24 protein-coding genes are annotated in these 20,194 nt (G+C 69.4%); 19 read left to right on the top strand and 5 right to left on the bottom strand.

What is annotated here, in order from left to right:
* The first annotated feature begins 12 nt into the window (after positions 1-12).
* Both ACZZ98_RS18175 and pssA read left to right on the top strand, forming a co-directional pair.
* Complete coding sequence (locus ACZZ98_RS18175; RefSeq protein WP_463517551.1) at positions 13-681, top strand: phosphatidylserine decarboxylase; 669 nt, start codon at positions 13-15, stop codon at positions 679-681.
* Positions 678-1,631, top strand: coding sequence for a CDP-diacylglycerol--serine O-phosphatidyltransferase (pssA, locus tag ACZZ98_RS18170; RefSeq protein ID WP_463517550.1), 954 nt, complete (start codon positions 678-680; stop codon positions 1,629-1,631). The genes ACZZ98_RS18175 and pssA overlap by 4 nt, the downstream gene beginning before the upstream one ends.
* Here pssA and ACZZ98_RS18165 read toward each other — a convergent pair.
* Positions 1,618-2,085, bottom strand: a complete 468-nt coding sequence (locus tag ACZZ98_RS18165) for a GrpB family protein (RefSeq protein WP_463517549.1) — start codon at positions 2,083-2,085, stop codon at positions 1,618-1,620. The two genes, pssA and ACZZ98_RS18165, sit on opposite strands and share 14 nt — an antisense overlap.
* A 51-nt stretch (positions 2,086-2,136) precedes the next feature.
* On the opposite strand from ACZZ98_RS18165, the gene ACZZ98_RS18160 reads away from it, so the two are divergent.
* The 11 genes from ACZZ98_RS18160 to ACZZ98_RS18110 all read left to right on the top strand — a co-directional run bounded on the left by ACZZ98_RS18160 (position 2,137) and on the right by ACZZ98_RS18110 (position 10,602).
* On the top strand, positions 2,137-3,000 hold the full coding sequence (locus ACZZ98_RS18160; RefSeq protein WP_463517548.1) for an LLM class flavin-dependent oxidoreductase: 864 nt from the start codon (positions 2,137-2,139) through the stop codon (positions 2,998-3,000).
* Positions 3,001-3,090: 90 nt separating this feature from the next.
* Entirely contained in the window at positions 3,091-3,834 is a 744-nt protein-coding gene (locus ACZZ98_RS18155; RefSeq protein ID WP_463517547.1) for a helix-turn-helix transcriptional regulator, read from the top strand.
* Complete coding sequence (sufB, locus tag ACZZ98_RS18150; protein WP_380089524.1) at positions 3,831-5,249, top strand: Fe-S cluster assembly protein SufB; 1,419 nt, start codon at positions 3,831-3,833, stop codon at positions 5,247-5,249. The genes ACZZ98_RS18155 and sufB overlap by 4 nt, the downstream gene beginning before the upstream one ends.
* On the top strand, positions 5,250-6,422 hold the full coding sequence (gene sufD / locus ACZZ98_RS18145; RefSeq protein WP_463517546.1) for a Fe-S cluster assembly protein SufD: 1,173 nt from the start codon (positions 5,250-5,252) through the stop codon (positions 6,420-6,422). It begins immediately after the preceding gene.
* Complete coding sequence (locus ACZZ98_RS18140; protein ID WP_463517545.1) at positions 6,419-6,775, top strand: non-heme iron oxygenase ferredoxin subunit; 357 nt, start codon at positions 6,419-6,421, stop codon at positions 6,773-6,775. The genes sufD and ACZZ98_RS18140 overlap by 4 nt, the downstream gene beginning before the upstream one ends.
* A 14-nt stretch (positions 6,776-6,789) precedes the next feature.
* Positions 6,790-7,563 (top strand): Fe-S cluster assembly ATPase SufC, encoded by a 774-nt coding sequence (sufC, locus tag ACZZ98_RS18135; RefSeq protein ID WP_463517544.1) that lies wholly within the window; start codon positions 6,790-6,792, stop codon positions 7,561-7,563.
* Positions 7,564-7,575: 12 nt separating this feature from the next.
* The gene (locus ACZZ98_RS18130; protein WP_463517543.1) at positions 7,576-8,874 is read left to right on the top strand and encodes a cysteine desulfurase; all 1,299 of its coding nucleotides are present in this window, start codon (positions 7,576-7,578) and stop codon (positions 8,872-8,874) included.
* On the top strand, positions 8,874-9,356 hold the full coding sequence (sufU, locus tag ACZZ98_RS18125) for a Fe-S cluster assembly sulfur transfer protein SufU (RefSeq protein ID WP_463517542.1): 483 nt from the start codon (positions 8,874-8,876) through the stop codon (positions 9,354-9,356). The genes ACZZ98_RS18130 and sufU overlap by 1 nt, the downstream gene beginning before the upstream one ends.
* On the top strand, positions 9,353-9,682 hold the full coding sequence (locus ACZZ98_RS18120; RefSeq protein ID WP_463517541.1) for a metal-sulfur cluster assembly factor: 330 nt from the start codon (positions 9,353-9,355) through the stop codon (positions 9,680-9,682). The genes sufU and ACZZ98_RS18120 overlap by 4 nt, the downstream gene beginning before the upstream one ends.
* Entirely contained in the window at positions 9,682-10,206 is a 525-nt protein-coding gene (locus ACZZ98_RS18115; RefSeq protein ID WP_463517540.1) for an acVLRF1 family peptidyl-tRNA hydrolase, read from the top strand. Before ACZZ98_RS18120 ends, ACZZ98_RS18115 begins: the two co-directional genes overlap by 1 nt.
* Before the next feature lie 36 nt (positions 10,207-10,242).
* Positions 10,243-10,602, top strand: a complete 360-nt coding sequence (locus ACZZ98_RS18110; protein ID WP_463517539.1) for a hypothetical protein — start codon at positions 10,243-10,245, stop codon at positions 10,600-10,602.
* Between the two features lie 48 nt (positions 10,603-10,650).
* Here ACZZ98_RS18110 and ypfJ read toward each other — a convergent pair whose 3' ends face one another.
* A complete protein-coding gene (gene ypfJ, locus ACZZ98_RS18105) occupies positions 10,651-11,547 on the bottom strand; it encodes a KPN_02809 family neutral zinc metallopeptidase (protein WP_463517538.1) in 897 nt (298 codons plus the stop codon).
* A gap of 129 nt (positions 11,548-11,676) precedes the next feature.
* On the opposite strand from ypfJ, the gene ACZZ98_RS18100 reads away from it, so the two are divergent.
* The 4 genes from ACZZ98_RS18100 (at position 11,677) to ACZZ98_RS18085 (ending at position 16,979) form a co-directional block, all read left to right on the top strand.
* On the top strand, positions 11,677-13,275 hold the full coding sequence (locus tag ACZZ98_RS18100) for an ABC-F family ATP-binding cassette domain-containing protein (RefSeq protein WP_463517537.1): 1,599 nt from the start codon (positions 11,677-11,679) through the stop codon (positions 13,273-13,275).
* A 166-nt stretch (positions 13,276-13,441) separates the two neighbouring features.
* Positions 13,442-15,328 (top strand): ABC transporter ATP-binding protein, encoded by a 1,887-nt coding sequence (locus ACZZ98_RS18095; protein WP_463517536.1) that lies wholly within the window; start codon positions 13,442-13,444, stop codon positions 15,326-15,328.
* Positions 15,329-15,462: 134 nt separating this feature from the next.
* Positions 15,463-16,185, top strand: a complete 723-nt coding sequence (locus ACZZ98_RS18090; RefSeq protein ID WP_463517535.1) for a hypothetical protein — start codon at positions 15,463-15,465, stop codon at positions 16,183-16,185.
* Positions 16,185-16,979 carry a class F sortase gene (locus ACZZ98_RS18085; RefSeq protein WP_463517534.1) on the top strand — a complete coding sequence of 265 codons (795 nt, stop codon included), beginning with the start codon at positions 16,185-16,187 and terminating at the stop codon, positions 16,977-16,979. Before ACZZ98_RS18090 ends, ACZZ98_RS18085 begins: the two co-directional genes overlap by 1 nt.
* Positions 16,980-17,014: 35 nt before the next feature.
* Here ACZZ98_RS18085 and ACZZ98_RS18080 read toward each other — a convergent pair whose 3' ends face one another.
* Positions 17,015-17,800: an SURF1 family cytochrome oxidase biogenesis protein gene (locus tag ACZZ98_RS18080; RefSeq protein ID WP_463517533.1), complete on the bottom strand. Its 786-nt coding sequence runs from the start codon at positions 17,798-17,800 to the stop codon at positions 17,015-17,017.
* A gap of 32 nt (positions 17,801-17,832) precedes the next feature.
* Between ACZZ98_RS18080 and moaA the strand changes: the two genes are divergently transcribed.
* Complete coding sequence (moaA, locus tag ACZZ98_RS18075; protein ID WP_463517532.1) at positions 17,833-18,843, top strand: GTP 3',8-cyclase MoaA; 1,011 nt, start codon at positions 17,833-17,835, stop codon at positions 18,841-18,843.
* 6 nt (positions 18,844-18,849) lie between these two features.
* On the opposite strand, the gene ACZZ98_RS18070 is transcribed toward moaA, so the two are convergent.
* Both ACZZ98_RS18070 and ACZZ98_RS18065 read right to left on the bottom strand, forming a co-directional pair.
* The gene (locus tag ACZZ98_RS18070) at positions 18,850-19,050 is read right to left on the bottom strand and encodes a hypothetical protein (protein ID WP_463517810.1); all 201 of its coding nucleotides are present in this window, start codon (positions 19,048-19,050) and stop codon (positions 18,850-18,852) included.
* A gap of 14 nt (positions 19,051-19,064) precedes the next feature.
* A complete protein-coding gene (locus ACZZ98_RS18065) occupies positions 19,065-19,361 on the bottom strand; it encodes a DUF3099 domain-containing protein (RefSeq protein WP_463517531.1) in 297 nt (98 codons plus the stop codon).
* Between the two features lie 87 nt (positions 19,362-19,448).
* Here ACZZ98_RS18065 and fabG point away from each other — a divergent pair, with 87 nt between their 5' ends.
* Entirely contained in the window at positions 19,449-20,162 is a 714-nt protein-coding gene (gene fabG, locus ACZZ98_RS18060) for a 3-oxoacyl-ACP reductase FabG (RefSeq protein ID WP_463517530.1), read from the top strand.
* Positions 20,163-20,194: the final 32 nt, after the last annotated feature.

Genomic DNA, 20,194 nt, shown 5'->3' with positions numbered 1-20,194 from the left:
CCAAGGAGCACCATGCCCACCATCGACCGCGAGGCCGCCCCGGCCACCGCCGTCGCCGCCCTGCCCGCGCTCGTCGCCGCCCTGGCGGGACGACGTGGTCTGGCGCTCGCGCTCGCCGTCGCCCCGGTCGGGGTCGCGCTCTTCTTCCGGGACCCGGACCGCCGGCCCGAGCACGGGGTGGTCGATGCCGACACGGTGGTCTCGCCCGCGGACGGCAAGGTGATGTATGCCGGTCCCGGTCAGGACGGCGTGGCACCCGAGGGGGAGTGGCAGCAGGTGAGCATCTTCCTGTCCGCCTTCGACGTCCACATCAACCGGGCGCCCTACGGCGGACGACTGCGAGAGGTGACCTACCGTCCGGGCAGGTGGCTGGCGGCATACAAGCACGAGAGCGCACACCGCAACGAGCGCACCGACCTCGTCATCGAGCGCGAGGTCGACGGAGCGACCCGGGTCGTCCACTTCCGTCAGATCGTGGGGCTCATGGCTCGACGGGTCGTCACCCGCGTCGCGGTGGGCGACGAGCTCGCCACCGGGCAGCGCATCGGCCTGATGAAGTTCGGCTCGCGCATGGACGTCTTCGTGCCGCCGGAGGTCGACCTGCTCGTCCACACCGGGCAGCGCGTCGTGGCCGGCGAGACCGTCATCGCCCGCTGGCCGTCCTCGGACGTGACCGCGTGAGCAACGACTCGGACGGGCGGCGGCGCCGTTTCGACCGCTGGCGGCTGATCTCGCCCAGCGGGGCAGAGGTCGTCTCGCTCCGCCAGCTGAGCAAGCGCGAACGGTTGCGGGTCACGGCACCGACGCTCTTCACCATCGTCAACCTCATGAGCGGGCTGTCGTCGGTCCTGCTGGCCTTCCGCGGCGAGTTCACTTGGGCCGCCGTGCTCATCGCCGTGTCGATCGTCATGGACATCGCCGACGGAGGGGTGGCCCGGCTCGTCGGAGCGACGTCACCGTTCGGTCTGCAGATGGACTCGCTCGCCGACCTCATCGCGTTCGGCTTCGCGCCGGCCATCCTCGTGCACACCTGGGCCCTGCCCGACTACCCCGTGCTCTCGTGGCTCGCCGCGTTCTTCTGGCTCGGCTGTGCAGCCTTCCGCCTCGCTCGGTTCAACGTGACCGTCGACCCGACAGCGGACAAGCGCTACTTCGTGGGCCTTCCCAGTCCTGCCGCGGCGGCGGTCATCATGGCGACGATCTTCGCCCTCAACCAGCCGAAGGCGGGGGGATACGACACCTCACTCATCGTTCCGGTCATCGTGAGCTGCGTCCCGGCCGTGCTCATGGTCACCTCGATCCGGTTCCGGTCCTTCCGCAACCTCCTCGCCCCCAACGGGCGCAACGCGTGGATCACCACGGTGCTCGCCGCAGTGGCCATCGTGGTCGGCCTCGTCGTCGAGCCGGGCGTCACCGGCCTCGTGCTGGCCTACGGCTACATCCTGCAGGCACCCCTCGGGGTCGTCACCGCACCGCTGCGGGAGCGGCTCCTCGGTCCGGACTCGGTCGCCCCTCGCCGTGAGCGGCTGCCATCGGTCTTCCTGCCGGACACGGACAGCGACGACGATGACGATGACGATGCCCACGGGGACGACGACGGCGGCCCTCGACGGGAGGTCACGGCCCGCTGATCGAGGAGAAGAAGCGCGACTTGGCCTCCTCGTAGTCCGCTGCCCCGGTGGCTGCCACCTTCAGGGCGTTGTACTGCTCCAGCAGCACCGGCTCGTGGCGGAGGCGCCACCAGGTGCGGCTGAAGCGCAGGTCGTGCTCGGAGCCCCGTGGAGTGACAGCGAGGCCGGCGGCCCGGGTGCCGGGGAGGTCGAAGACGGCCAGGGTCGCCGCCCACGAGTGGGGACTCGCCACGGGATAGGCCACCTCGAGCCGACCGACGGCGTCTTCGAAGTCGTGGGGTTCGACCCGCAGGTGCAGGTCGACGTCCCCCTTGGTGAGGGCTCCGGGCACACTGAGCCCGCCGGTGAGCACGAGCTCACCCGGAACGCCCGCCGACGTGAGGGCCACGGCGACGGAGTCCCGCGTACGCCGCGCCTCCGGGATCAGGTCGTCGGACAGCAGCAGGTTCTCCATCCCTCCAGCAGAGCACGCGCGCCGGCCGTCGTCCGCCGCTAGGGTCGGAGGATGCGCCATGGTCTCTCGGTGCCGTGCTTCGGCGCAGGCCTCGACGCCGCGACGGTGGCGGTGTGGGCCCGGGACGCCGAGGACGCGGGGTGGGACGGCTTCTTCCTCTGGGACCACCTGTTCGCCTTCACCGATGGACCCGTCGACACCGTGGACCCGTTCATCACCCTCACCGCTGCGGCGTGCGCGACTCGCTCGATCCGGCTCGGGACGCTGGTCACCCCCTTGCCCCGCCGCCGACCGCTGGTGGTCGCACGCCAGAGCGTGACGTTGGACCGGTTGAGCGGAGGCCGGTTGGTGCTGGGTGTGGGCACCGGCTCAGGCCCCTTCGAGTGGGACTTCTGTGGCGAGGAGGCGGACCCGGTCCTGCGGGGCGACATGCTCGACGAGCACCTCGACCTGCTGAGCCGCCTCTGGACCGGTGAACCCGTCCGGCACGAGGGGCGGTTCTACACCGTGGCGGGACCCGAGTGGTCGGGCCGATGCCACCCGCCACCGCTCCAGCAGCCCCGGATCCCGGTCTGGGTCGGTGGTTCGTGGCCGGGCACTCGACCCTTCGCCCGGGCGGCGCACTGGGACGGCGTCGTCCCCATGCGTCCGGACGGCTCGTGGTCGGTGGCTGACACCGATGCCGTGGCTCGCCGGATGCGCACCCTGCGGGGGATGACGGACTCACCCTTCGACGTGGCCGTGCCCGGCGAGAGCGACCCCACGGACCCGGGTCGCACGGAACGGTTCGCCGAGCACGCGGCTGCCGGGGCCACCTGGTGGATCGAGGCCGTCCACCCGTGGCGCTACGGCGACCCTGACCGCGGCGAGTGGAACCTCGCCGCCATGCACGAGCGGATCCTGTCCGGCCCCTGAGGGTCCTGGCGACAGCGAGGCTGGCTTCCCCCGTGCGCTTAGGGTCACCTTCGTTTCCCACCTACCAGGCAATTACGTAACATTGGTGTTGTGAATATCCCGGCCAGCACTGCGGTGCCTCTGGTTCTCGAGTCGCGCACGCGCGACCGGGTCCTGCAGGCCATCAGTGAGCACGGCCCGGTGACAGCGACGGCGCTCGCGCAGGAGCTGGGACTCACCGTCCCCGCGGTGCGCCGACACCTCGAGAACCTCACCGACTCAGGGCTCATCGACGAGCGCGAGGTCGCAGCCACGAGTCGTGGTCGCGGTCGCCCGGCCCGGTCGTTCGTCCTCAGCGAGTCCGGGCACCAGGCGCTCGAGTCCGACTACGACCACCTGGCGACCGAGGCGCTGCGCTTCCTCGCCACCGAGGCGGGTCCCGACGCAGTGCGTCGCTTCGCAGAGTCCCGTGTCGCCCTGCTCGAGGAGCGGTATGCCGCGGAGCTGGCCGTTGCCGGCACCGACACCGCCGCCCGGGTCGAGGCCCTCGTCGCCGCACTCACGCGCGACGGTTTCGCCGCGTCCGCCCGCCCGATGGGCGAGGCCCCCCGGGCAGGTCAGGACGCCGGCACGGCTCCCGCTGGACTGTCCGGCATACAGCTCTGTCAGGGTCACTGCCCGGTCCAGCACGCCGCTCGGGAATTTCCACAGTTCTGTGACGCTGAAACGGACGCGTTCTCACGCCTGCTCGGCGTGCACGTCCAAAGACTCGCAACACTCGCGCACGGAGATCACGTGTGCACGACGTTCGTCCCCACCAAGTCTGAGCTTTCAACAGGAAGGTCCACGCGATGAGCACCATCGAGGAACTCAACCCCGGCCTCAAGGACATCGGGCGCTATGACTTCGGCTGGGCGGACAGCGACACCGCTGGCACCAACGCCCGTCGTGGGCTGAACGACGAGGTCGTCCTCGACATCTCGCGGCGCAAGAGTGAGCCGCAGTGGATGGAGGACCTCCGCATGAAGTCGCTGCGGCTGTTCCACAAGAAGCCCATGCCGACGTGGGGGAGCGACCTCACCGGCATCGACTTCCAGAACATCAAGTACTTCGTGAAGTCCACCGAGCAGCAGGCAACCTCGTGGGAGGACCTGCCCGAGGACATCAAGAACACCTACGACCGTCTGGGCATCCCCGAGGCCGAGAAGCAGCGTCTCGTGTCCGGTGTCGCCGCCCAGTACGAGTCCGAGGTCGTCTACCACCAGATCCGTGAGGACCTGGAGGAGAAGGGCGTCATCTTCGTCGACACCGACACCGGCCTGCGCGAGCACGAGGACCTCTTCCGCGAGTACTTCGCGAGCGTCATCCCCGCCGGTGACAACAAGTTCGCCGCGCTCAACACGGCCGTCTGGTCGGGCGGCTCGTTCATCTACATCCCGCCGGGCGTGCACGTCGACATCCCGCTGCAGGCCTACTTCCGGATCAACACCGAGAACATGGGCCAGTTCGAGCGCACCCTGATCATCGCCGACGAGGGCTCCTACGTGCACTACGTCGAGGGCTGCACCGCGCCGATCTACCAGTCGGACTCGCTGCACTCGGCCGTCGTCGAGATCATCGTCAAGAAGAACGCCCGCGTGCGCTACACGACGATCCAGAACTGGTCCAACAACGTCTACAACCTCGTCACCAAGCGCGCGACCTGCGCCGAGGGCGCGACGATGGAGTGGATCGACGGCAACATCGGCTCCAAGGTGACGATGAAGTACCCCGCCGTCTTCCTCATGGGCGAGCACGCCAAGGGCGAGACGCTCTCGGTCGCCTTCGCCGGTGAGGGCCAGCACCAGGACGCCGGATCCAAGATGGTCCACGCCGCTCCCAACACCTCCTCGACGATCGTCTCCAAGTCGGTCGCCCGTGGCGGCGGCCGCACGTCCTACCGCGGTCTCGTGCAGATCATGGAGGGCGCGCACGGCTCGAAGTCGAGCGTCGTGTGTGACGCCCTGCTCGTCGACACGATCAGCCGTTCCGACACCTACCCCTACGTCGACATCCGCGAGGACGACGTGACGATGGGCCACGAGGCCACGGTCTCCAAGGTGTCCGAGGACCAGATGTTCTACCTCATGTCCCGAGGCATGTCCGAGACCGAGGCCATGGCGATGATCGTGCGCGGCTTCGTCGAGCCCATCGCCAAGGAGCTCCCCATGGAGTACGCCCTCGAGCTCAACCGCCTCATCGAGCTCCAGATGGAAGGAGCAGTAGGCTAAATGAGCCTTCTGGCCCAGAAGAATCCCGAAGCCCCTGCCGGGCACACCGACTCGGCTGCTGCTTTCGTCCCTGACCAGTCCCGCGCCGAGCGTGCGACCTCGTATGCCGTGGCGGACTTCCCGGTCCCGTCCGGTCGCGAGGAGGAGTGGCGCTTCACGCCCGTCGACCGTCTCCAGGCACTCTTCGCCGAGACGGCCGGCACCGCGCTGCGCCGCGAGGAGTTCCTCCCCGACGGCGTGACCGTCTCGACGCTCCCGCGCGAGCAGTGGCAGGGGAGCAAGGCGCCCAAGCCGGCCGACCGCGCCGCTGTGGTCGCCGCGGCCCAGACCGAGTCGGTCACCGTCCTCGACATCCCCGCGGAGGCCGAGCTCCGCGAGCCGGTGCGCCTCGTCCTCACGGGTGACGGCGGTCTGGCCCACGGGCACACCGTCATCCGCGTGGGTCAGTTCGCCAAGGCCACGGTCGTCCTGCGCCACCAGGGCGACGCCCAGTACTCCGAGCTGCTCTCCGTCGTCGTCGGCGACGGCGCCGACGTCACCGTCGTGACCGTCCAGGAGTGGGCCGACAGCGCCCTGCACCTCGGGCAGCACGACGTCGTCGTCGGCCGTGACGCCAAGGTGCGCCACATCGCGGTCACCCTCGGTGGCGGCATCGTGCGGCTCAACACCAATGCCTCGTATGCCGGTCCCGGCGGTTCGTTCGAGGCGCTCGGCGTCTACTTCGCCGACGCCGGTCAGCACCAGGAGCACCGTCTCTTCGTCGACCACGAGGCGCCCCACTGCCGCTCCAACGTCGAGTACAAGGGCGCGCTCCAGGGCGACAGCGCCCACACGGTCTGGGTCGGTGACGTCCTCATCCGCGCCAGCGCCGAGGGCACCGACACCTACGAGCTCAACCGCAACCTCATCCTCACCGACGGCGCCCGCGCCGACTCGGTGCCCAACCTCGAGATCGAGACCGGTGAGATCGCTGGAGCCGGGCACGCTTCTGCCACAGGCAGATTCGATGACCAGCAGCTGTTCTACCTGCAGGCGCGAGGCATCGACGAGGACACCGCCCGTCGACTCGTCGTGCGCGGCTTCTTCGCCTCGATCGTGGGTCGCATCGGCGTTCCCGAGATCGAGGAGCACCTCATGGAGGCGATCGACGGCGAGCTGGAGGCCACGGCGTGAGCGAGGTCAACGAGGTCGACGAGCTCTCGACGACGTCGGACTTCGTGCGGGTCTGCTCGCTCGACGAGCTGCCGACCGTGGGCGCGGCTGCTGCCGACATCCGCGGCCGCACGGTCGCCGTCATCCGCACCGCCGAGGGTGAGGTCCACGCCGTGGACGACACCTGCAGCCACGCCAACGTCTCGCTCTCCGAGGGCGAGCTCGACGGGTGCACGCTCGAGTGCTGGCTCCACGGCTCGCGCTTCGACATCCGCACCGGGGACCCGTCGGGCCCGCCGGCCATCGCACCCATCGCCGTCCACACCGTCAAGATCGAGGGCGACGACGTCTACGTCGCGCTCACCGAGAACTGAAAAGCTGAGTGCACATGTCGACCCTTGTCATCACCGACCTCCACGTCACCGTGGACACCGAGCAGGGCACCAAGGAGATCCTCCGCGGCGTCACGCTGACCATCAACTCCGGCGAGACGCACGCGATCATGGGCCCCAACGGCTCGGGCAAGTCCACCCTCGCCTACTCGATCGCCGGTCACCCCAAGTACACCGTGACCAGCGGCACCGTCACCCTCGACGGTGAGGACGTCCTCGCGATGAGCGTCGACGAGCGCGCCCGGGCCGGACTCTTCCTCGCGATGCAGTACCCCGTGGAGGTCCCTGGCGTGACCGTGAGCAACTTCCTGCGCACCGCCAAGACGGCCATCGACGGCGAGGCCCCCAAGCTCCGCACCTGGGTCGAGGAGCTCAAGCAGTCGATGACCGACCTCAAGATGGACCCGTCCGTCTCGGAGCGCGGGGTCAACGAGGGCTTCTCCGGTGGCGAGAAGAAGCGGCACGAGATCCTCCAGATGGAGCTGCTCAAGCCCAAGATCGCCATCCTCGACGAGACCGACTCCGGCCTCGACGTCGACGCGCTGCGCATCGTGTCCGAGGGCGTCAACCGCGCCAAGGAGGCCACCGGCTCCGGCGTCCTCCTGATCACGCACTACACGCGGATCCTGCGCTACATCAAGCCCGACTTCGTCCACGTCTTCGTCGACGGCAAGATCGCCGAGCAGGGCGGATCCGAGCTGGCCGACCGGCTCGAGGCCGAGGGCTACGACCGCTTCCAGACCGCTCCCGCGGCCATCACGACCGCCTGATTGGGGGCCTTCATGCCTGAGCCGTCGAAGACGCCGTTCACCGACGAGGAGGTCGCCCGGATCCGGGCCGACTTCCCGATCCTCGCGCGCACCGTGCGCGACGGTGCGCCGCTCGTCTACCTCGACTCGGGCGCGACCTCGCACAAGCCGACGCAGGTGCTCGACGCCGAGCGGGACTTCTACGAACGTCTCAACTCGGCGCCGCACCGTGGGGCGCACGCGCTCTCCGAGGAGGCGACGGCGGCATACGAGGGTGCACGTGAGCGCATCGCGTCGTTCATCGGAGCCCAGGCCCAGGACGTCGTCTTCACCAAGAACGCGACGGAGGCGCTCAACCTCGTCGCCTACGCGTTCTCGAACTCACCGCACCCCGGCATCCCGGGCAGCGAGCGGTTCGCGCTGGCGGAGGGCGACGAGGTCCTCGTCACCGAGATGGAGCACCACGCCAACCTCGTGCCGTGGCAGGAGCTCTGCCGTCGCACCGGTGCCACCCTGCGCTGGATCCCCGTCACCGACGGCGGACGTCTCGACCTCAGCACCCTCGACGAGCTCATCACCGACCGCACCAAGGTCGTCGCCCTCGTCCACGCGTCCAACGTCCTCGGCACGGTCAACCCGCTCGACGAGGTCGTCACCCGGGCACACCAGGTCGGTGCGGTCGTCGTCCTCGACGCGTGCCAGTCGGTGCCCCACGACGGCGTCGACGTGACCGCCCTGGAGGTCGACTTCCTCGCGTTCTCGGGCCACAAGATGTTCGGGCCCAGCGGCATCGGCGTCCTCTGGGGTCGCGGAGAGCTGCTCGAGGCCATGCCGCCGTTCCTGACGGGCGGCTCGATGATCGAGATGGTCCGGATGGAGGGCAGCACCTATGCACCTCCGCCGCAACGCTTCGAGGCCGGCGTGCCGATGACGGCGCAGGCCATCGGTCTGGCCGCGGCCGTCGACTACATCGAGGGCATCGGCGGCGTCTCCAGGATCCACGCGCACGAGCTGGCCCTCACCGAGCGGCTGCTCGCCGGCCTCGCGACCCGTCCGTGGGTCACCGTGGTCGGCCCGACCGACCTCGAGTCCCGCGGAGGCACGGTCGCCTTCGTCGTCGACGGTGTCCACGCCCACGACGTCGGTCACGTGCTCGACGCGTCCGGTGTCGCGGTCCGCGTCGGTCACCACTGCGCCTGGCCGCTGCACCGCCGCTTCAGGGTGGCGGCGACGACGCGAGCCAGCTTCGCGGCATACAACACCTTCGACGAAGTCGATGTGCTCCTCGAGGCACTCGACCGCGTCCCACAGATCTACGGGGTGGCCAGCTGATGGACCTTTTCCAGGAGCTCATCCTCGAGCACTCGAAGCGCCCGCAGCACGCCGGTCTGCGCGAGCCGTTCGAGGCCGAGGTGCACCACGTCAACCCGACGTGCGGTGACGAGGTCACCATGCGGATCCACGTCGTGGACACCGCCGAGGGTCCGCTCGTCGAGGACATCTCCTACGACGCGCTCGGCTGCTCGATCAGCATGGCCTCGACGTCGATCCTTGCTGAGGAGAGCATCGGTCGCCCGCTGAGCGAGGTCCTCACGACCTACGAGGCGATGAAGGCGATGCTCACGTCCAAGGGCGAGGACCCGGGCGACGAAGAGGTCATCGGCGACGGTGTCGCACTCGCCGGCGTCGGCAAGTACCCCGCACGCGTCAAGTGCGCCCTCCTTGGATGGATGGCGTTCACCGACGCGTTGCACCAGAGTGGTCGTCAGACCACCCCCCAGCTCGAAACCCAGTCCGTGGAAGGAACGTCATGAGTGAGACCACCAACGCACCGGTCAACGTGGCCGACGTCGAGGAGGCCATGCGCGACGTCGTCGACCCCGAGCTCGGGATCAACGTCGTCGACCTCGGCCTCGTCTACGGCATCACCGTCGACGGCCAGAACCACGCCGTCATCGACATGACCCTCACGTCCGCGGCCTGCCCGCTCACCGACGTCATCGAGGACCAGACGCAGCAGTCGCTCGAGGGTGTCGTGGCGTCCTACCGGGTCAACTGGGTCTGGATGCCGCCGTGGGGCCCCGACAAGATCACCGACGACGGTCGCGACCAGCTCCGCGCCCTGGGGTTCAACATCTAGTGAGCCGCCTCGTGGAGGTCGCGCCCGAGCGGTATGCCGCGTGGCGCGAACGCTTCGACGTCGCCAATCCCGACGGTCCCCAGCGGATCGTCGGGATCTCGCGTTTCGAGGCCCCTCACCTGGCCGTCCTGCTCATCCGACGCGGTGGGTATGCCGTCGCGCACGTCGAGGGGTCCGCTCTCGTCGCGCACAAGGTCGGGACCCGCCACGTCCAGTCGCGCACGGCGGCCGGCGGCTGGTCGCAGCAACGGTTCGCCCGGCGCCGCGGCAACCAGGCCGACGAGCTGGTCCGGGCCGTGACGGAACACCTCCTGCGGATCGTGCCGGCCGGCATACCCCAGGGTGTGGTCGTCGGCGGGGACAAGACCCTGGTGCGCGAGGTCCTGGAGGACCCACGACTGAAGTTCCTGGCAGACCTGCCGCGGCGGGAGTTCCACGACATCGGGGACCCACGAAGGGCGGTGCTCGACGAGGTCGTGCGCCGGGCACGAGCGGTCGAGGTCCGCATCGACGACGGTCCGTGAGGGCACCTGTCGCGCTAAGCAGGCCATGATGGGGAGATGGCCACCTACAGCGTGAACAGGGCAGCGGTGAAGCACTGTCGCGAGCTCATCGAGTCCGGCAAGGTCGTCCTCGACAGTGAGTGGGGTGACGTCCAGCCCGATGCCGAGGCGCAGAACGCGTTCCTCGACAAGCACGACTGGAAGGCATACGGGGCGTGGCACCTCGGGCTGACCGAGGGGCCGGGGGAGGAGACGAAGGCGCGGTACGCGTTCGGGTTCGGTGACTTCACCAAGGTCCACCGGAGCGCGCTCATCGCGTCCGTCTTCCGGGCGTCGCAGTGGCATCACAAGGACGTCGAGCTCGCGGCGCATCGTCTGCTGCAGGAGCTGGACAAGGCTCACCCCGGGCCGGAGTGAACCGAACCCGGGGTGGTATGCCGCGTCAGCCGACGTCGGGCAAGGGCCTCAGGTGAAGGTGTTGCACTTGTTGAGGTCGCCAGTCTTGAAGCCTTGGAGGAACCACCGCTGGCGTTGCTCGGCGGATCCGTGGGTCCACGCCTCAGGGTTGACCTGTCCTTGCGTCTTCTCCTGGATGCGGTCGTCGCCGACCGCTGCGGCAGCCGAGAGGGCGCTCTTGATGTCGGCCTCGGTGAGCTTCTCCAGGTAGGGCTTGCCGTCGGGGCCGTTGGTCGTCGAGGCCGCCTGGGCCCACACGCCCGCAAGGCAGTCGGCCATGAGCTCGATCTTGACGCCGCCGCTGTTGGGACCCTGCGGGTCCTGCTGGGCGCGTCCGAGGAGGTTGAGCTGGTCCTGGAGGGCGTGGCCGTACTCGTGGGCCACGACGTACTCCTGCGCGAGCGCGCCACCGTCGGAACCGAACTGCTGCTGGAGGATCGCGAAGAAGTCGGCGTCGATGTAGACCTTCTGGTCGAGCGGACAGTAGAACGGACCGACCTGGTTGCTCGCGGTGCCGCACTGCGACTGGGTCGAGCCCTTGTAGAGCACGGTCTTGGTCGGCTGCCACTGCTTCTGGTAGCGGGGAAGCTCCGCGGTCCAGAAGGCCTGGACCGAGTTCACCGTGCCGATGACGCGGCACTCGACGTCGGCGTCTGCGTCGGCCCCCGTCTTGCAGCGCTCGAAGGCGTCCCCGCTCGTGCTCGTGCCGTCGACCTGCTCCTGGCTGGTGCCGGCCGACCCACCGCCGGTGGGCAGGTCGGAGGGGTTGATGCCGAAGATCAGCCCGATGATGAGCAGGATGATGCCGCCGAGCCCGCCACCCACGGCGATCCCTCCCGGTGCGCCGCCGCCGCCCCCGGACTCCACCTGCGAGGTGTCGAGACTGACGTCGTCGTTGAAGCTCATCCAAGGCCTCCCATGTATCGCGTTTTCCGTGCGGAGCACGGCCCACCTAGACTAAAGGCCGCAAGGCCCGCGGTGTGTCAGCGGTGCGCCTGCTCATCCACCTCAGTTCCCCCGACGAAGGACTTCCCTGTGCTCACTGCCGCCGCGATCGAGCTGCGCGCGGGGTCCCGACTCCTCCTCGACAACGTGAGCTTCCGGGTCGCTGCGGGCGACCGGATCGGCCTCGTGGGCCGCAACGGCGCGGGCAAGACGACGCTCACCAAGGTGCTGGCGGGTGCCGGGCAGGCCGCGGCCGGCACGGTGCAGAGCACCGGTGAGGTCGGCTACCTGCCGCAGGACCCACGCACCGGCGACCTCCACGTCACCGGGCGCGACCGCATCCTCTCCGCGCGTGGGCTCGACCGGATCGTGCGCGAGCTGCGCGCTGCCGAGGTGGCCATGGGCGAGCAGAGCGGCGAGAAGCTCGAGCAGGCCATGCGCCGATACGGCCGCCTCGAGGGCGAGTTCCACGCCGCGGGCGGGTATGCCGCGGAGTCCGAGGCTGCGTCGATCGCCTCGGCGCTGGCCCTCGAGGAGCGACACCTCGACCAGACCCTCGCGACGTTGTCCGGTGGCCAACGCCGCCGCATCGAGCTGTCCCGCATCCTCTTCTCCGGCGCCGAGACGCTGCTGCTCGACGAGCCGACCAACCACCTCGACGCCGACTCCATCGTCTGGCTGCGTGACCACCTCAAGGGCTACAAGGGTGGGCTCATCGTCATCTCGCACGACGTCGACCTCCTCGAGGCCGTCGTCAACAAGGTCTTCCACCTCGACGCCAACCGCGCCGAGCTCGACATCTACAACCTGGGCTGGAAGGCCTACCTCCAGCAGCGTGAGACCGACGAGCGCCGTCGCAAGCGCGAGCGGGCCAACGCCGAGAAGAAGGCCGGGGTCCTCATGGCCCAGGCCGACAAGATGCGCGCCAAGGCCACCAAGACGGTGGCCGCCCAGAACATGGCCCGCCGGGCCGAGCGCCTGCTGTCGGGTCTCGAGACCGAGCGGGTGCACGACCGCGTTGCCAAGCTGCGCTTCCCCGACCCGTCGCCGTGCGGCAAGACCCCGCTGCGAGCGAGTGGACTGTCGCGCTCCTACGGCTCGCTCGAGATCTTCACCGACGTCGACCTGGCCATCGACCGAGGGTCACGCGTGGTCGTGCTCGGTCTCAACGGCGCCGGCAAGACCACCCTCCTGCGGATGCTCGCCGGGGTCGACGCGCCCGACACGGGTCAGGTCGAGCCGGGTCACGGCCTCAAGATCGGCTACTACGCCCAGGAGCACGAGAACCTCAACGTCGACCGGACGGTGCTCGACAACATGAAGTCGGCCGCGCCGGAGCTGGGTGAGACGGACGTGCGCAAGACGCTCGGCTCGTTCCTCTTCACCGGCGACGACGTCGACAAGCCGGCGGGGGTGCTGTCGGGAGGCGAGAAGACCCGGCTCTCACTGGCCCTGCTGGTGGTGTCGTCGGCCAACGTCCTCCTCCTCGACGAGCCCACCAACAACCTCGACCCTGCCTCTCGCGCGGAGATCCTCGGCGCCCTCAAGACCTACAAGGGCGCGGTCGTTCTCGTCACCCACGACGAGGGAGCGGTCGACGCCCTGGAGCCCGAGCGGATCCTCCTGCTCCCGGACGGCGTCGAGGACCTGTGGGGTCCCGACTACAAGGACCTCGTCAACCTCGCCTGAGCTCCCGTCCGCGAGGGTGCCTGTCGGCGTCGCCTCGTAGAGTCGTCCTGAGGCACGACGCTGCCCGCGGAATGGGCAGGCTCCGCGGCTGGTTTGACCTCAAGCGCACCAGAGGATCGAGGATCGACCACGTGAACACGTCCATCGACATCGGGAACACCACACCATGAGCATGGCTGGCTGGCAGGCGATCCAGAGCCTGAGCAAGGACGCCAGCGTCACGTCCAAGGAGCTTGCACCGGGCACTGCCCGACGGGTGCTGTCCTACGCGCGTCCCTATCGACGGATCATCGCGGGTTTCCTGGTGCTCGTGGTCGTGGATGCCCTGCTCATCGTCTCCACCCCGCTGATCCTCAAGAGCCTCATCGACGACGGGATCTATCCCAAGGACTCGGGCCTCGTCGTCCGCCTCTCCCTGCTCGTCGCCGCCCTCGCGGTCGTGAGCGCCGCCGTCACGTTGCTGTCGCGCTGGCTCTCGGCCCGCATCGGTGAGGGGCTCATCGTCGACCTGCGCACCCAGGTGTTCTCCCACGTGCTGCGCCAGCCCATCGCGTTCTTCACCCGCGCCCAGACGGGTGCGCTCGTCTCGCGCCTCAACAACGACGTCATCGGTGCCCAGCAGGCCTTCACGTCCGTGCTCTCGAGCGTGGTGAGCAACGCCGTCTCGCTCGTGCTGATCATCGGTGTGATGGGACTGCTCTCGTGGCAGCTCACCCTCGCCTCGCTCGTCCTCGTCCCGCTCTTCCTCATCCCGGCGCGCACCATGGGCGGACGCCTGGCCGGTCTGGCTCACGACCAGATGGGGCTCAACGCCGACCTGGGCACCCGCATGACGGAGCGCTTCAACGTCGCCGGTGCACTCCTGGTCAAGATCTACGGCAACCCGGACGTCGAGAACCGTGAGTACTCCCAGAGGGCCCGCAGCGTCCGCGACGTCGGGGTGCGCATCGCTGTCAACCGCTCGGTCTTCTTCGTCGGGCTCACCCTCGTCGCCGCGCTGGCGACGGCGCTGGTCTACGGGTTCGGTGGGGTGATGGCGGTGAGCGGCTCGATCTCGGTCGGCACGCTGCTCGCGCTGACGGCGCTGCTGGCTCGTCTCTACGGCCCGTTGACGACGATCTCCAACGCCCGGGTGGACGTCATGACGGCTCTGGTGTCGTTCGAGCGTGTCTTCGAGATCATCGACCTCGAGCCTCTTGTCGCCGAGGCGCCTGATGCCACGGCGATCCCGGACGGCCCGGTCCGGCTGGACCTCGACCATGTCGGGTTCTCCTACCCGGCCGCCAGCGATGTCTCGCTCCGCTCCCTCGAGTCGGAGGCCAGCGGAGACCGCGAGGCCGGGTCCGTCGTCCTCGAGGACATCGACGCGACCATCGAGCCCGGGCAGCTCGTGGCGCTCGTCGGTCCGAGCGGCGCCGGCAAGTCCACCCTGACGGCGCTCGTCGCACGCCTCTACGACCCCACGAGCGGGGCGGTGCGCATCAACGGCGCCGACCTGCGCACCGTCACCCTGGAGTCGCTGCGCGACACCGTGAGCGTGGTCACCCAGGAGGCGCACCTCTTCCACGACACCATCCGCACCAACCTCACGTATGCCGCGCCCTCGGCCACGGATGCCGAGATCGAGGCAGCGCTGCGCGCTGCGCGGGTGTGGGAGCTCGTCGAGCGACTGCCGGCCGGACTCGACACGGTCGTGGGGGATCGCGGGCACCGTCTGAGTGGCGGTGAGAAGCAGCGCATCGCCATCGCCAGGCTGCTCCTCAAGGGACCACGCCTCGTCGTCCTCGACGAGGCGACCGCCCACCTCGACAGCGAGAGCGAGGTCGCCGTGCAGCGCGCCCTGGACGCCGCGCTCGAGGGCCGCACCGCGCTGGTCATCGCCCACCGGCTCTCCACGGTGCGCCATGCCGACGTCATCCTCGTCCTCGACGGCGGCCGGATCGTCGAGCGAGGCACGCACGCGGAGCTGCTGACGCGGGGTGGTCTCTACAGCGACCTCTACACGACCCAGTTTGCCGATGACACCGTGACCACGCCCTCGCCGCGGCCCTAGTCCCTTTGCGCGTGCACCAGGGTCCCTTCGAGTCAACCTTGGTCGGTTCGCGGATTTCTCCGCACCGCGCGGGCAAACGATGACTACGGGAGAGCGCGACTTGTGCGTCCCCCACGTCATTCTCTGGAGGACTCATGGCACGGTACACAGCTCGACTCAGCAGCGCGGCCCTCGGGCTGGCGCTCGTCGGCGCCTCCGGCATCGCCTTCGCGAGCGCCGCCAACGCCGACCCGAACAACAACATCACCATCTGTCACGCGACGGAGTCCGAAGGGAACCCGTTCGTCGTCATCAAGATCGACGCTGCTGCGATCACGCAGCAGGGTCACGACACCCACCAGGACGGGCGCGACGTCATCCCGCCGTTCGAGTACGTCTCGGACAACACCGGAGAGACGGTCAGCTTCCCAGGTCAGAACTGGAACGACAACTGGATGACCGACGGCGAAGGTATGGCCACGGAGGACGTCGACAAGGAGGACTGCGACGCTCCTGAGGAGCCCAGCGAGACGCCTTCCGGGACGCCCACGGTGACGCCGTCCGAGACGCCTTCGGAGACCCCGTCCGAGACGCCTTCCGAGACGCCTTCCGAGACGCCCTCGGAAACGCCTTCCGAGACGCCCTCGGAGACGCCTTCCGAGACGCCCTCGGAGACCCCGTCCGAGACGCCTTCGGAGACCCCGTCCGAAACGCCTTCCGAGTCGACCCCGCCGGTTCCGACAGGTCCGGTCGTCGAGACCGACATCGTCGACCCGGCCGGCCCCAGCCCTGCCCTCATCGGCGGCGGTGCCGCGCTGATGCTCGCCGGAGCGGCGGCAACCGCAGCCGTCGTCCGTCGCCGGGGTAGCCACACCTGATGACGCGACGCCCTCTGCTCGCTGGGGGCGTTGTCGCCATCTCCGTCGGCGCGCTCCTTCTCTCCCTCGGCCTGAGCCGGGGGAGAGAAGGCGCGCCCTCGCTCGCTTCCGAGCCGTCGACGGTGACGTCGACGGCTCCCACGGCGAGTCCCACCCCGACTGGCTCGACCCCCACCGCGTCTGCCACGGCGTCGGCGACCGCGGCGCGGACCCTGACGCCCACGCCGACGAACACCCCATCGTTGACGCTGACTCCGAAGAGCAGCCCCACCCCCAAGCCCACCCGCGCGGCGCCGCAGCCCACGAAGCCCACGAAGAGCTCCCGCCCCAAGGTCTCGCAGCCGTCGGTGAAGTCCGGTCTGCGTCTGCGCGTGCCCGACATCGGGCTCAACACCTCGATGCGTTCTGGCGGGGTGAGCTCGTCGGGCAAGATCAACCCGCCTGCGGGCACAGCGATGTGGGTGCGCGGCTACGGGCGGGTCCAGCCCGGCAAGGTCGGCACGGCCGTGGTGGCGGGTCACGTGGTGGCGTCAGGCGATGACGACGTCTTCGCTCGGCTGTCCTCCGTCCGGGTGGGTGACAAGGTGGTCGTCACCTCCGGCTCGGTCACCCGGACCTACGTCGTCAAGCGGGCCGCCGTGGTCAAGAAGGCCGCGCTCACCCGCGACGCCGACGTCTGGGGTCAGAACAGCTCACGGCGCCGGATCGTGCTGATCACCTGCGACGACGAGCTCGGCTATCGCAGGGACGGGCACCGGGTCGCGAACTACGTCGTCGTCGCCGACGCCGTCTGAGGCTGCGGTGGACCAGGCCCATCAAGGCACCGCCGTCAGCCGTCCTCCTCGTCCCAGATACGGACCTTCTTGGGTTTCCGGGGGCGGTCCGGCTGCTCCTCTCGCAGCTCTCGTCTCAGCCCCAGCCAGATGAGGAGCAGACCGACCGGCATCGAGAGCCACCACTGGAACGCGTAGGCCTGGTGGGGCCCCAGGCTCCGGTCGGGATCGGCGAGCCGGGCGGGGCGTGGAGGTGCGGACCCGTCGGCGGAGCGCTCGGAGTCGAGGACGACATAGCCGTCGAGCACGTCGCTGCCCCAGGCTTCTTCGACGTCGGGCAGGCTGATGCTCGCGACCTGACCGGCCGGCAGCGTCTTGTCCTGAGTGGTCTCGGCGGGGCGGACCCAGCCGACGACGTCCACCTCACCCGCCGGGGCCGGGGGGACGTCGGGCGCGACCGCGGCGCCGCGGTCGGAGTTCTGCACCCAACCACGGTCGACGACGACGGTGGACCCGTCGGCCAGGGTCAAGGGTGCGAGCACCTCGTAGCCGAAGACGCCGTTGTTGGGCCGGTTGCGCACGAGCAGCTGCTTCCCGGCATACGTTCCGGTCGCGGTGACCTTCGTCCAGTCGTCACGGGCCCGATCGACCGGTCGGTCCGTCAGGACCTCGCGCACAGGGACGGGGTCGGCGCGGTAGTGGGCGTCGAGGAGGGCGTTGCGCTCCACCTTGAACTCATGGCGGCCGTACTGCCAGTGGCCGAGCTGGTAGGCGCCCACGGCATACAGCACGGCGAGGGCGAGTGCACCCAGCCAGCGCGGGGTGAACAGACGCCGAAACACTCTCGTCACGCTACCCGGCATACCCTAAGTACATGGCCACCGCCCCGACCACCGCCCGCCTCCTCGACCAGCACGGTCGAGTGGCCCGAGACCTGCGCGTGTCGGTGACGGACCGCTGCAACCTGCGGTGCCGCTACTGCATGCCGGCCGAAGGCCTGCCCTGGCTCGCAAAACCCGAGATGCTCACCGACGACGAGCTCGTCCGGCTCGTGACGATCTTCGTCGCGCTGGGCGTCGAGCAGGTGCGGCTCACCGGCGGCGAACCCCTGCTCAGGCTCTCGCTCACCGATGTCGTGGCCCGGATCGCCGCGCTCACCCCTCGGCCACGGATCGCCATGACGACCAACGGCATCGGACTCGACCGGCTCGCCGCGCCGCTCGCCGCCGCCGGGCTGGACCGGGTCAACATCAGCCTCGACACCGTCGACCCGGCAGAGTTCGCCGACCTCACCCGCCGTGACCGCCTGGCAGACGTCGAGGCCGGGCTCGAGGCCGCCCGAGAGGCCGGTCTGGTGCCCGTCAAGGTCAACGCCGTCGCCATGCGCGGCATCAACGACCACTCCGTCGCCGACCTGCTGGCTTGGTGCCTGGGGCGCGGCTACGAGCTGCGGTTCATCGAGCAGATGCCTCTCGACGCGCAGCACGGTTGGGACGCCAACACCATGATCGGCGCCGACGAGATCCGGAGCCGGCTGTCCGAGCGGTTCACCATCACGCCACTCCCGGAGGCCGAGCGGGGGAGCGCCCCTGCCGAGCGGTTCCTCGTCGACGGCGGCCCCGCCACCGTCGGCATCATCGCGAGCGTCACGGCGCCTTTCTGTGGCGCGTGCGACCGCACCCGGCTCACCGCCGACGGACAGGTTCGCAACTGCCTCTTCTCGCAGCGCGAGACCGACCTGCGTGGCCCCATGCGTGACGGCGCCAGCGACGACGAGCTCGCCGCACTCATCACCGGCGAGATGTGGCGCAAGGCCAAGGGACACGGCATCGGCAGCGCCGACTTCGTGCAGCCGATCCGGCCCATGAGCGCCATCGGCGGCTGAGGGGCCCTAGCCGGCCTCTGCCGGGATCTCGTCGACCGGGACCGTCTCGCGCAGGAAACCTCGCAGCGACAGGAAGTCGCCCAGCGTCACCCGGTGCTCGTCGCAGCCGAGCCAGACCTTGCGCCGCTCTGCCGTGTGCAGCCTGGGGTTGTTCCAGAGCAGACCCCAGGTGGCCTCCTGCCGGCAGCCCTTGGCGCTGCAGATCATCTGGCGGTCGCGGCTCACGGGTCGAGCTGTCGGCGGTGCGGGTCCTGCGGCGTGACGGCCGAGACGCGGCCGGCGACGCGGGGGGAGCGGGCGTTGGCGAACAGCACCGCGACATAGGGCAGGACGACGGCGAGGGCGACACAGGTCCAGCGAACCCATCCGGTCGTGACCACGGCAAGCACGAAGCACCCGGTGCGGATCCCCATCGTGACGAGGTAGTGCTTCATCCGGGCGTTGAGGTCCTCCTCCCTGGAGGTGCGCGCGCTCGTGACGGTCTGCACCGTCGGTTCGCCTTGCTCGCGCCTGCTCACCTCCTCACTGTACGTCCGCGACCTGCGAGCTCAACGGGGCCACGGCGATGCGGGCTACCGGGCAGTAGTCCACTAGCGTCGGGCGCCATGAGCCAAGCACGCAACGTCCTCGTCACGGGGGGCAACCGGGGCATCGGTCTGGCCATCGCCAAGGCCTTCGTCGAGGCCGGGGACACGGTCGTCGTGACGAGCCGTAGCGGTGAGGCCCCCGACGGACTGACCGCGGTCGCCTGCGACGTCACCGACTCGGCGTCGGTCGACGCAGCCTTCACCGCGGCGGAGGAGCTCTTCGGCGGTCCGGTGCAGGTCCTCGTGGCCAACGCCGGCATCACCAAGGACGGGCTGCTCATGCGCATGAGCGATGCCGACTTCGACGCGGTGATCGACACCAACCTCGCGGGGACCTTCCGCTGCGTCCGTCGGGCAAGCACCGGCATGATCAAGGCACGCGGCGGTCGGATCATCCTCATCTCGAGCGTCGTCGGACTCTACGGCGGGCCGGGACAGGCCAACTACGCCGCGAGCAAGGCCGGACTCGTCGGCTTGGCGCGCTCGGTGACCCGAGAACTCGGTGGACGGGGCATCACCGCCAACGTCGTGGCGCCCGGCTTCATCGAGACTGACATGACCGCAGCGCTGCCGGACGCGACGCAGAAGACCTACAAGGCCGGCATACCGGCTGGCCGTTTCGCGCAGCCCGCTGAAGTCGCGGCCGTCGTGCGCTTCCTCGCCTCCGAGGAAGCCGGCTACGTCACCGGAGCGGTCATCCCGGTCGACGGCGGCCTAGGCATGGGTCACTGAGCCGCACCTCCTCTCGACCGTCACACCGACAG

The sequence above is a fragment of the Knoellia sp. AC549 genome, from assembly GCF_979258975.1.
This window is presented reverse-complemented; position numbering and strand designations above follow the sequence as displayed.